The following is an 11,891-nucleotide window of genomic DNA, read 5'->3' on the forward strand; positions in this document are numbered from 1 at the left end:
TCGCGAGTGGGGCTGCCAGCAGAGTGGAGTGGGTGGTGCTCAGGTCGCCGCTGTCACCGTTGAGAATGACGGTAGCGGGGGGGACGTTAAATGGACTGCCGCCTACATTGGCAGTAATGGTGGCGGAACCGGCGAGGGTACCAGCGGTCAGGGCGGCGGTATAGACGCCGTTGCCACTCTCAGTGGGGGTTCCCACGCTGCCCAGCGAGGTATCAAAGGTTACAGTCTGACCGGTGACCGGATTATTGCTGCCGTCCCTCAGGGTAAGGGTGACCACCGAGGTATCGCTGCCATTGGCCTCAATAGTGAGTGGGGCGGCTTCCAGAGTGGAGTGGGTGGTGCTCAGTTCTTGAGAATTAACCTTAATAAGTGTTGTCGCCCGATTAGATGAATTTCCTCTTATATCATGGGCAACTGCATGCAAGGTGTAAGTGTTATTTGTGCTTTGATAAGGTGGGTAAGTCACTTGGATCACATGCGAAGATAACGGGTTAATACTTCCACCAGCAGCAATCAGGGAGCTTGCTTCCCAATCAATACGGTCTATAGCGTGTTTTGTTACCACTTGAGCGGTCAATAGTGCTGTATCACCTGTGACACCTACTAACTGAGAAGGTAACGTCAGTCGTATTAACTCGTGCTTTTGATAATCAAGAACGATGTTGTTATTGCGTTCGACCAGGTCATATCGGCTGCCTGCTAAAGTTCTGCTCGCGGCTACTGCTGACGGGCTAATGTGTTTCTGCCAAGACTCACCAAGACGATAATTCAATTGTAAGTTGAAACTGGTGTCATTATTACTGCCTTTACCGACGCGGTGATCGACCCCTAGAGTGACTAATGGGATCGGCGTATAGTTAAGTCCTGCAGTGACCGCATAAGGGTCTTTCTGTCTATTATTTGTGCCGAAAAGCGCGACTTCATCCCCTTTGTATTTTTCATACATGAGTTTTCCGCCGAGTTGTGCATAAGATGGGAGATAGGCTTCAGCACGGATATCATAACCATCTGCGGGACGCTCATTGTAATATTCAATATCCCGAGACGGGTGCCAGTCAGTTGTTCCGAGATATCCATTCGCAGAAAGCTTGAGATAATCTGTCCAAACCTCAGTGCCTACACCTATACGTTTATTATGGCCGGTTACATCATTATCAAAAAAAGTGTTAATACCATACATCCAATTACCGGTGTAGGTTCGCACACCAGTCCCTATATTTATCGTATTGCGGCTGTTTTTGTTTCTGGCCCCTAACTGAGTGAACAGCATAGAACTCTCTCCATCATATAAAGGAATGAGAAAGTCCAGAGCGCTATTATCTAGATGGAAATCATCATTGACATTCAGTTGTATCCGGGCAGTACCAAACTGATTTAACCATGTCTGAACCGATTCATTCGCTTCATTGACTATTGCTGACTTCGCTCTCTGTCCGGCATAACGGCCCGAGTCTTGCTGATAAAGTGGATCTCCTAGCAGCATTATCCCCTTAGCCAGTTTAATTTCTGTTTCTGTCGGTTGATTGTTTCCGTTTAGTGCCAAAGGTATAGGAATATCAATTTCATCCCCACTCCCCAGTGAATCAAACGGAGCGTTGAATACCCGTGATTGGTTAAGCTCTTGTAGTTCATTGATTGATATTTGATGTTTTTTAGCGATCGATACAGTGGTTTCCCCATGAGTCAGGATATATGGGGTAGTCGAATTTTTGTTTGGTGATACAGCTGCGATAACAGTAGATGTATAGGAAATAGCGATAGGGAAAAACAATTGTAATATAATTGCCACCCATGCTGATGTTTTGAAAAAATTCGATTTTAAAATTAATTTATCTTTTTTATAAATCGTTTTTTTTTGATACCACTGAACCATGAGTTTGACTGATTTCCAGATGTATATAGGCATTGGTCATTTCTCTCGAGTTAATGAGTGATTTAATATGTTGATAATTAAGTAAAAAAGTTACATATAAAATATATATTGGGTGTCCAAAATTATTTATTTTCTGGAAAGAGATGGTTTGGTTTTGATGATTGCTGACTAAGTATCAATATATTCCAAAGTGTTAGTGCCTTACGTTTGTGGTTTTTAATTTTAATAGAAACTTAAATAAGAAAATCATCCGCTATGGTATATGTAATATTCTTCAATAAAATTGGGATGGGACTTTTCTTGCATAAATCAAACAGTAATATGGCTTCTGATAGTGAAATTACAAACATAAAAACCTCAGTTATTTATAGAGTGAAGAATGTTATATGACTTATTTACTCTGGCTTAAATAAACATAATAAACACAGTAAATATTAGCAACTGTAAATTTTTTTATTATATAATTTTAAATTAACCTTATAAAGTCAGTTGGCCTTTTTTTGTTAAATAAAAAGGAATTAAAATCTGCATTTTTTTATTTTTCGATATTATACGCAAGTTAAAGGTCGGTTGACATAATGATTATATAAGAGGATAGACAGCGAAATCCCAGATTTTTCTGTTGTTTTGTCGCGTTAAATGTTCGTTAGATAACATGATGTTTTTCTATGATGTGATATATTCCTACTAATATACGCTGGTCTAAACTCAGAGTTTTCTGCCTTATTTTTTCTGTTCAACGAGATGAAAAGCCATGGAGAATATCTCTTTTTTTTGAAGATAAAATGGTATTTTTTCTGAAACAAGCTGAAATTAGGACATGTGGGTAAATATGCAGAAAAATGGAAGGAGGTCATGTCATTGATGATCTGTGGCGTACAATAAGGTTATATGAGGGAGGTAGTACGCTTAAATTCCAGAGTAGTTTGTCTGTTTAAGCATGATGGAATTGTCGCATTACACAAATTAGATTGACCTAATAGTCAGAGTCTTAAGCTGAAATTGAAAGAGTAATAACCTTTATCGGCACCAAGGGTTATCAACGAATTTGTTTAGCATAATTATAAATGGAATGAAAAAACCCTGAGAAGTAATAGCCGCTCAGGGTTAATGGATTAAAGACGTTAACATTTTCTAATGTTGGCAACCTATTGATATTCTACATTCATAATACCAAGGGTATGAGCCGTATTGAGCCATGTAATGCCCGTCGCTTTCCCTCCAGGGAAATTAATCTGTGATGAATTGAGTGGGGTTATGGTATGTGTGTTATTCCCATTTCTGTAACATTCTATATCGACGGCATGTTGTAAATTGTTAATGGAGCAGGGGCTTTCAACAATGGCTCCTGTGAACGTGATAATGCCGTCTGTGGCACTGCTAGCGGATGGAATATAGGTCAGCAAAAGGAAGCTGATGGAGGCTGAAATGCAAGCGAATCTGCAAGCGTTCATGGTAAACCTCACTAAGCCAAAAGGTACATCCATGTAACATAATGGGATCCAATAATTAACAATCTAGGCGCCTTTTTTAAGAATAACAATAGATAGCTATAAAAATTTAAAATAAATAATGGGTATGATAACCAGATAATCAACATCAGTTAATAAGGAATCAAACAATAACTAACATTACTATAACTATAGTTAATATATCCAGGGTTACCAGGTTAGAGGGGGTAAGTCTCTAATTGTTACTCTAACGATTGGCTACATCTCGCTTCGTTTTATCAGTCATCATATCCAGGCCTCCGGCTACAGTTAGAAAGCACTCGTAGCCGGAGGCGGCCAGATTTTCATACTAAGCAACTTATAGATCGTATGATATTGGGAATGATCAGCGTCAATTTTCAATTTTATTCCGTTTTCCCCAAGCGTCAGCAAGGAAATCAACGAACTCTAAAAATAACTTGGAGTAAATTTTTCTTGGTCTCCATAATATGAAAATGGGGAGTTCTGCTATTTGCCAATCTGGCAATAATCGTTCTATTTTTTCGTTATGTAAATAATCATATGCAAGCCAGCTTGGGGTAGCAACAGCTATCACTTTCCCTTTGAGCATAAGATTAAATTGTGACAAGATATTATCCGTATTTATTTTGCTATCGCTTTTATGTAGATGATAAACCTCATGCTGTTTTTTTAAAATAATGGGATATGATAAACTTTGATGGGATAGATTTAGTGTTAAATTATTCAATAGATCTTTAGGATGATTTATCGTTGGGTTTCGCTCAATATAGCTTTGGCTGGCACACATGATCAGATTAAGGTTGTCCATTTTGTGGCATACCATTGATTTTCTTGTGAAAAAAACAGTCCGTATGATTATGTCATAATCATGAGGGGAGAGTTCTGTATACTTATCAAATGCACGGATATAGAAGTATACGTGTTTGTGTATATGCTGAAATTCAAGTATCCATTCGGGCAATAGAAATTCACAGATAATTGTAGGGGCTGCAATACGTAATACTCCCTCAATGTTATTCTTTTTTTCGAGTATCTCATTAGTAAAAAAATCCATATCATGAATAATCACCTTCACCCTTTCATATATTTCCATACCAGTCTGTGTGACTTTTATATTTCTGGTGCTGCGTTCAATAAGAATAATTCCCAGCTCACTTTCCAATAAAGAAAGTGATTTACTTACGGTTGATGGCTCTATATACATAGCTGCGGCAGCTAAAGTAATACTTTGGGTTTCAACAATTTTAGTAAAAACCCGCCATTCCTTCATTCTTCTATTGGCATTTATATTCATAATTCTCCATTTGTAGCTTTAATTAAGTATTTTATTTATTAGGATTGTTTTTCCACATAGGATGAAAGCTACATTCACTCTTAATAGACGAAACCTTACGTTTCTAGTACCTCATACGTTGGAAGATAATTAATATTAGGATATTGTTCGATAAAGAAATAACAAATCAATCATAATAGTTAATTTTAGGAATTAACTTGCCTTTTATATTAAGAGAATATTTGGATTATTAACGAATGTGATGGGGGATCATTTTTTTACTTAATCTAAAGAACTTATTCAGGGTTTTATGAAGTAATACTACTGTTAGTTGACTTGTTGTGCCAGTAAATATTATCTCAATGGCAAGTAATAATTGGCGATAGAAACAAATTATCCTGATGATGATAAATGGCAAGAATTGTCCTAATAAAAAATAAGCCTATGGGTTGATAGCCAGTTGGGGAGCGGTGTTTGCGTTATTGATTTGAGCATTAGATGGATGTCAGCGTATTAATTTTTGGTATTTCTGTTGAATAAAACCGTTATCTATTGCTGATATAACCTAGTTATATACCTCGAGAATCATCTTATTTATTATTTTTTTTATAATTAAATTGAAATATTTACATTTCCATTACAAATGTAACCATAAAAAATATTATATGTACTTAGTTCATAAGTGTGTCCATTTGGCGTTTAAACTTTTTTTTGTAATTTACCAATTGATTTTTAATGATAAAAAAAATAACTTAGCAAGATAATCAATGCTCTATAGTTATATTTTTAAAGAGTTATTGTTTATTTTTAATGGTATTTAGTCTAAACGAGTTTGTGATATTGATTTTAAATTAATATTTATTATTTAATCATATAAAACATAATGTTATGGTCATTTACTTGAAATTAAATTATTTTATCATAATAATTAATTTCAAATGCCCATGCTTTTCAAGTGTGATTTTTATATCAATATCATAATTATAGTTCAATTATCTTCAATATTAGTTTTTTTTGGGTTTTTTATCTTAAATACAAGTTAAAGTTAGAATAATATATTGTTTTTTTGTTTATATTAAGTCAATTATTTTGAATTTAATTTTTGTTGTAATATTATAATGAATTTTTTACTTTTACTGATCTGAAATATAGTTTAGATTAATTGATGTTTAGTTAGATTCTTTTAATTATGAGGAGGCACTTAATCTCTACGTTGCACGAGACATTACCTTATTGCTACGCCAATAAGGACCAATCACAACTAAGGGTAATAGAGGGGTTTAAAATATCATATTGAAAGGTTTTATTGCTAAATTTTTATTTTATTTAACCAGTTACGCTGTTTGTTGAATAGTATGTTGATCTATAGGTAATGTTTAACCAATATATGTATTAATAGTTATAAGAAATATATTAAAAACCGTGCGTATTTAAAAAATGCTACTAGTGCCCGCAGGTTAGTGTTATTTAATAACTAAGAGAGGGATGAGTGATCGATAAATTAAATGTAAAACATGCAAATAAAAATAATAATATTGAAGTATACAGAAGATATAGATTTAATGGTGAGATTTATGTTCGCCTTTGTAACTATTTAGACGATGTATTAACCATTAGATATAAATTAATAAAAGGAGGTAAGGTTTGCTCTGAGGTAATAACTTATGATTCAAGTAAGGTAGTTAAATTTAAATCTCAACGTTATGATACATATTATGTTATTGCTTGCTTGTTGATGAAAAGTGGAGAGCGAAAAGAAGAGAAATCTCACAGTATCGTCATATCGGCACCTAAAACTTTATCACACATTAAATTAGGTTTAGAGAAGGCTTCATTAAAAGGAAAATTAAGAATAGAGCAAGTTGAGGATAAGAATAATTTAAAAATAATGTTTAAAGCAGGCGGTTTAGATAGACTTGGTAAAGAAAATTCAAGCCTTACCCCTATATATTCCAAGTTTAAATCAAGAATTAATTTTTCTCACTGCTTCAGTCAAGATACACTGAATAAAATAATAAAAAGAGACACTAAATCTGTTCGTTTTATTAATTTTTTCAAAATAATATCTGATTTAAATAATGATGAAATGCTCGCTTTAGCACAAGAGATAGAATCTTTTGATTATGTTGAATATTGTTGTATATCTCCAGATTTAAAATATATTAATCTGCCACCAATATTAAATTTAAAGTCTTATCTGTATCAGATAAAAAAAGGTATAACACCAGACCTTTCTGCTTTACAAGGTTATTTGCATGAAGGGCTGGGAATGAATGTTATACCAGCATGGCAAGTACCATTCTGGTCAAGTTTGACAACAGAATGCCGCCTTTATGATTTTGGTGTCAATGAAGCTCATGAAGATTTGATCAATATCACCGTTGTCAGTAACGCGCCTTCAAGCGAAAATAGCAATCATGGAACGGCCACTTCTGGTTGCATCGCCGGAACATCGTCTAATGGCATTGGTATCAAAGGGTTGGTTAATGATAGATGTCGTTTATCTTTTTATGATGCAACCACCAATCCTAATTTAGGTGAGATCATTGCTGATGCCCATAGTGGGGACATTATTGTATTAAATATTCAGGCTGGAATAACTGTGGCCTCCGGTCGAACACTGCATGTACCTGCTAGTCATTTCCGATCTATATGGGATCAAATTTATGAATGCGTACATACAATTGGCGCGGTTGTAATTTTAGCCGCGGGTAATGGATTCTCAGATTCTATTATCGGACAAGGTGTACGGCTTGATTTGATACCGGAGTTTAACGACTGGGGGGATAACGGTTCTAGTATGATCAGTGCGTGCCAATCTACCAACGGCAATCTCTCTAGTTTCAGTAATTCGGGATCTCATGTTTATATGAATTCTTGGGGGGATTCTGTAACAACGACGGGTTATGGTGATTTACAGAGTGTTGTTGGTATTAATACCAGAGATTACACTGCGATTTTTAATGGAACATCCAGTGCTACAGCTCTTGTCGGTGGTGCAATTACACTCACTCAAGGTTATTTAAAATCACATTATGGGTTGATTATTGATTCATATGATATGCGAGAAATAATGCGGCTAACGGGTTACAGTAATACCGCAGAGATAGTCTGTGGTCGGCGGCCTAATGTGGCTGAGGCATTGATATATATTGAGAATAACTTACTAAATTAAAAAGATTAAATAAACCATCTCAAAACACATAGTGCCTGAGATGGTTTGTTTTTGAAGCATTAAAATAGATTATAATATGTAGCTTTTTTTAACCCTATGATAGTGATAAACAAATGAAATATTGGGTGGTTCTTCATCAGCATAACAATTTTGTACCTCTTCTTTTTTTACGGAAATACTTATTGAACTTATTATTATAAGTAATGAGATGGTTTTTGTTATAAAATGCATATGCCTCCTTTTTTATAGAGTATTGAATGGAATATGGAATTGTCTATATTGTAATTATTTAATTATCATCTCCATTTTCTTATGGCGTGTTAATAACTCTAATTAATTTATTTATGTTTTATATCATTAGGTTCTAATTACAACAATGGGTATTTATTCATATCACTATTTCCATAATGGAAAATATGGTTGTATAAGAGTATTTATAAATGCATCAAATGCAATTAGTACCACGATAATAGTTAGGTTGATAACTATTAGTCATATTATGATATCTAAGAGCGATTGCAGGTAATACTATCACTTTGTGAAATCATATGGGACAGAATGGAATAATTTGGGGAGGGTAGAGCACCTCAGATGGTCGAATAGACGTTTTCAATGTTGTTAATTTATATTTTTGTATTGCAAAACTTAATTCTCGTTATTTATTTAACATGATTTTTATTTTTTTGCTGTTATCAAGGGAGAAATGGTATTTTACTGAAAATAAAAATCAATAATGTCAGTACGAGGATTATCCATGACATATGATGACCTGCATAGGTCTTGCTTAGTTTGGCTATACTTATCTCTTCATTGGAGGAGAGACTCTTAATGAAAGAATTGAAAGCAATAATGTAAATTATACTGTATCCAAACCAGATTAGGGGTGTGTAGGATGCAAGTTTTTTCCCGCCTATTATGAGTAAGATAAAGGGGATAGCCAGATAAAAGTAGACAGCACAAGAATCCATTTCTTTTAGTTCTTTTTTTACATCAAGATCATTTTCGCGCTGTTTTTTTTTCACGGAGTCTCTCCATTTTCCCAGTGCCGTATCATTTCTCATATCCTGTGCAAAGGAGAATTACTCCCATCAATAGAGTGTGCCGCTTCAAATCGACTACTGTGATCCGCCCTCTAATATGGGGAGGACTCCTATGTGATACAGGTATTCAACCCATACATATTCTGGGTAAATAATATCCTCATAGCCTCGTTCTGCTGCTTGTGTTTCTTTTTAGTAAGCTGTAAATGCCAGTACTGAGCATAGTGCATGGGGGGCTTATTCTGATTTGAAGACATATTCTTCCTTTCCCTGAGTGATATTTAGCGATATTAACAGCATTTTGCAGATAATTGACTGAAAATTTCTGTTAAGTGGCCATCGCTGTATGGTCGAATAAGTGCGACCTTTGGCCAAAATATCCTTACCATCGTTTTTAACGTTTTTTCAATAAACGCACACAGTATGTTTCCTGACATTAATCTCAGAATGAAAAAAGGAGAGGATAATCCCACTGAAATATACAGGTTTGTCGATCGTGTGAGCAAACTAGCCCCAGGTTAAGGGGCTATAGAACCATATTACAGAAAATAGCTTATTGGAAAGCGGGATTGGCGGGGAACAGCGTCTGTGTTATTTGCAGCAAATTATGTGCCTGGACGGCATCATTCTGATATCGAGCAATCATGATCAGGCTTTGATAAACATTCGGATCATTATGCAACTGAATATACTGTTCTGCCCATACCCTAAACTGCGTCAGCAACGCGGGGTCTGGGTGTTGGTTAAATCGCAGCAATAGATTAATATGTTTAATGTACTTATACCTTTCCCATTGAATGTATGGATTTATCAGGCCATCTAATGGCCGCATATCAACCAAGCCCGTTCTTTCAGTCAGTGTCAGTACGCGACCAGTTTTGAAGCCAGTCACCATAAATAGCAGGGTACTTAACGCCAATAAAACCACGGTAGCGTGCCGCCAATGTTGCCAACGGTTTGGAGGACGTATCGTTGGCACCAGCATAGACTCCGGTACCATCAATCGGCCAAGTAAAATAAGCACTAACCAGTGGGCAGTAGATTGATAAAGAGGGAACTCTGTCATCAAATGCAAAGCGATCGGCAAGGTGATAACCCACAGAGGGAAAACGGTTTTTGGTTGCATCAAAAGTGGCTTTATATATCCGATAGCCAATACCAGCATCCCTATCAGTGCCATGATGCCACCCTCGACCCAACCATAAAGCACTTCATTATGTGGGTGAGAAGGGTAAAGTAATTTATTAAATATCAGCCCATTCTGCGCCAATTCACGGGCAAAGGTAGGCTCAAAGTTACCATACCCCCAGCCCAGCCATGGGTGCTGCTGTATCATCTGCCAAGTATATTCCAGCATTAACCCGCGTTCGCGGTTGCTGGCTTCTTTTAATATCTGCCCACTGTCATTCATCTGTTCCGGCAGATAAAACGCGGCTAGCAAACTCAGTAGGCTACATAGCCACAGCCAAGCTATCTGCCGTTGACGCCAGTAATATAGCGCCAGTAAGAGCAAGGTGGCTATCCCGCCGATCCAGCCGATCCGCGATTGTAGCAGCATTAATAAGCCGGGGAAAATCAACAAGGTAACGATACTTATGCCACGAATGACCCGATGCCCTGATAGCATAAATAGATAAGCTGCGATGCCATAACCTGTTGCCAGGTAACTGGCCAGCACATTGGTTTGTTGAAATATTCCATAGGGGCGTTGTGCAATATCAAATTCCATCCAGTTATTGGATGTAAAAACAGATAGTTGCAATATGGCCAACATTGCCTGGCCCCAGGATGACAGGAGGATTAGCACCAGCCACCCTTGCCGTATACCTGTACTCAGTTTCAGGCGAAACAGACCAAGCAACAGTATTACTCCACCCCATAAGCCCAATATCCGGGGAAGCCAGGCACCTATGTGTTGTAGTGAGGCGGGCCATAAGCCGGGAACACTTATCATCAATGCCCCAAGCAGAAGCCACAAAATGCCCGGATAATTCACGGTCGTGGTTGCTTTAGTCTGTGGCAAATAGAGCGCTATCACTAGCAGCGCCATCATGGCCCAGATGACTATATTGGTAGGAAGATGCAGCCCAACACCACCTCGATTGATTTCATAGTGCATCATGGCAACAAATGTAATGGCCATAACGACCATAACAACAAGGTTAACTCCCGGCGCTGAGTTTGCTGGCCTTATAACAGTAGGTAAACAAAATTTCATTTTTATCAATAGGTTGACTGTATAGCTAACACTACGTTACATGCTAACGGGTTAGCTAATCATAGTGGTTTTTAGAGGTGTCATCGCGCCAAGAAACAGTGCCTGACCGCAATCAATCGCGCCTATATTGATCTGTAGAGTCGATATCTTACTGAAAAAAATCACACTTATTTCAAAATGGCGGCTGTTTTACTTTTTTGTTGGATGAGCAATAAACCAGCGTAATGAGTTCATTACTTTGGTTTCTGACATTTTGACTCTCTCCTCATCGACCAACTTCATTAATACCAGCCTTGCCGTATAAATATCCAAGTGCGCCTTATCAGCAAGCTCTCTGGTTTTTGGCCAATTGATTACTGGAGGGGGTGAGTCAGTAAACTGCGAGTTCAAAAAATTACACTGTTCTTCTAATATACCCATGACTTCTTCTTTTCGCTGGGTCTTCGGTTTCATTGATATTTCCTCTTTTAATTTGTACTTAAGAATATTTATTTCTTAACTTCCTACATTCTTAGTATCCAACCAATATTTCCTACTCGCTTGAAGGATAATTCCTACAATATAATATGATTATTCCTACGCCGAAATGGGCGTGTTCTTATATATTATTATTGTTTTGTATACTTCATATTTTTACAGCCAAATTACCATCGCTATAAATTTTCATGTCAGCCCTTTTTATTATGCAATAGAACATAATTGTTAATTCCCTTTAAAAAAAAAGGTTTTTGTTTGATTCTAAATAACTTCTTTTATATCAATGGTTTTGTATGTTTTCTTGGGTTTTTATGCGGATTTATATATGAAAAAACAGAACCAACCCAAGAAATCATCAAATAA

At 36.5% G+C, this 11,891-nt stretch carries 6 protein-coding genes; 1 reads left to right on the forward strand and 5 read right to left on the reverse strand.

Annotated features, from left to right (window positions below; all coding sequences use genetic code 11):
- Together AEP37_RS13190 and AEP37_RS13195 are read right to left on the reverse strand one after the other, a co-directional pair.
- Positions 1-1,789: inverse autotransporter beta domain-containing protein (locus AEP37_RS13190; protein ID WP_209435164.1), on the reverse strand; the 1,789-nt coding region annotated here is incomplete at its 3' end.
- 1,926 nt (positions 1,790-3,715) lie between these two features.
- Positions 3,716-4,639: a LysR family transcriptional regulator gene (locus AEP37_RS13195; RefSeq protein ID WP_049613756.1), complete on the reverse strand. Its 924-nt coding sequence runs from the start codon at positions 4,637-4,639 to the stop codon at positions 3,716-3,718.
- 1,468 nt (positions 4,640-6,107) lie between these two features.
- Between AEP37_RS13195 and AEP37_RS13200 the strand changes: the two genes are divergently transcribed.
- Positions 6,108-7,793 carry a S8 family serine peptidase gene (locus AEP37_RS13200; protein ID WP_049613757.1) on the forward strand — a complete coding sequence of 562 codons (1,686 nt, stop codon included), beginning with the start codon at positions 6,108-6,110 and terminating at the stop codon, positions 7,791-7,793.
- A 692-nt stretch (positions 7,794-8,485) separates the two neighbouring features.
- On the opposite strand, the gene AEP37_RS13205 is transcribed toward AEP37_RS13200, so the two are convergent.
- The 3 genes from AEP37_RS13205 to AEP37_RS13215 all read right to left on the reverse strand — a co-directional run bounded on the left by AEP37_RS13205 (position 8,486) and on the right by AEP37_RS13215 (position 11,504).
- Complete coding sequence (locus AEP37_RS13205) at positions 8,486-8,815, reverse strand: hypothetical protein (RefSeq protein ID WP_156168591.1); 330 nt, start codon at positions 8,813-8,815, stop codon at positions 8,486-8,488.
- A gap of 571 nt (positions 8,816-9,386) precedes the next feature.
- The gene (locus AEP37_RS13210) at positions 9,387-10,976 is read right to left on the reverse strand and encodes a PglL family O-oligosaccharyltransferase (RefSeq protein WP_156168592.1); all 1,590 of its coding nucleotides are present in this window, start codon (positions 10,974-10,976) and stop codon (positions 9,387-9,389) included.
- 264 nt (positions 10,977-11,240) lie between these two features.
- Positions 11,241-11,504, reverse strand: a complete 264-nt coding sequence (locus AEP37_RS13215) for a FaeA/PapI family transcriptional regulator (protein WP_049613760.1) — start codon at positions 11,502-11,504, stop codon at positions 11,241-11,243.
- Between the last annotated feature and the right edge of the window lie 387 nt (positions 11,505-11,891).

The sequence above is a fragment of the Yersinia pekkanenii genome (genome assembly GCF_001152565.1).
Lineage (GTDB): Bacteria > Pseudomonadota > Gammaproteobacteria > Enterobacterales > Enterobacteriaceae > Yersinia > Yersinia pekkanenii.

Coding starts and splice junctions, on each gene's coding strand:
- AEP37_RS13210 (WP_156168592.1), bottom strand. CDS start 10,976: ATGGCCATTACATTTGTTGCCATGATGCACTATGAAATCAATCGAGGT.
- AEP37_RS13195 (WP_049613756.1), bottom strand. CDS start 4,639: ATGAATATAAATGCCAATAGAAGAATGAAGGAATGGCGGGTTTTTACT.
- AEP37_RS13215 (WP_049613760.1), bottom strand. CDS start 11,504: ATGAAACCGAAGACCCAGCGAAAAGAAGAAGTCATGGGTATATTAGAA.